The following is an 813-nucleotide window of genomic DNA, read 5'->3' on the forward strand; positions in this document are numbered from 1 at the left end:
GGCGGGAACGCCGGGGTGCTGGAGGACTACGGCGACGTCGCCGAGGGCTTCCTCGCGCTGGCGGCCGTGACCGGCGAGGGGGTGTGGCTGGAGTTCGCCGGGATCCTCCTCGACCTGGTGCTGGACCGGTTCACCGCCGAGGACGGCAGCCTCTACGACACGGCGCACGACGCCGAGCAGCTGATCCGGCGCCCCCAGGACCCGACCGACACGGCGGCCCCGTCGGGCTGGACGGCCGCCGCGGGCGCGCTGCTGTCGTACGCCGCGCACACCGGTTCGGAGGCGCACCGCACGGCCGCCGAGCGGGCGCTCGGCGTGGTGCACGCCCTGGGGCCGCGCGTGCCGCGTTTCATCGGCCACGGGCTGGCGGTCGCCGAGGCGCTGCTGGACGGTCCGCGCGAGGTGGCGGTGGTGGGCCACCCCGATGATCCGGCGCGGGCCGAGCTACACCGGACCGCGTTGCTGGGGACCGCTCCCGGGGCTGTGGTGGCGGTCGGGCTGCCGTACGGCGCGGAGGGGAGCGGAGATGAGTTCCCCCTTTTGGCGGAGCGCACTCTCGTGCACGACCGCCCCACGGCCTACGTCTGCCGGCATTTCGTCTGCTCGCGGCCTACGGCGGATCCGGTTGAGCTGGGGGAGCAGTTGGGCACGGTTCGCCCGCCTATCTGATGGAGTGCTGTCAACTCCGGTTCCCTGAGTGCCGGTTCGGCGCCCCGGTTTTTCTCCGGCAGGCGGCTGAATGTCATGTTCACTGCCTAGTCTCATGGCTTCGGATGTAGCCCGGGGCAGCAGTAGCCGAACCGGGTGGTGGGG

General features: G+C 72.8%; 1 pseudogene. It reads left to right on the plus strand.

Features of this window, described 5'->3' with window-relative positions:
- Window positions 1–669 (plus strand): annotated as a pseudogene (locus HYE82_RS36890) (thioredoxin domain-containing protein); the annotation flags it as partial.
- Window positions 670–813: the final 144 nt, after the last annotated feature.

The organism is Streptomyces sp. BR123, assembly GCF_013401435.1.
In the GTDB taxonomy this organism is placed as follows: domain Bacteria; phylum Actinomycetota; class Actinomycetes; order Streptomycetales; family Streptomycetaceae; genus Streptomyces.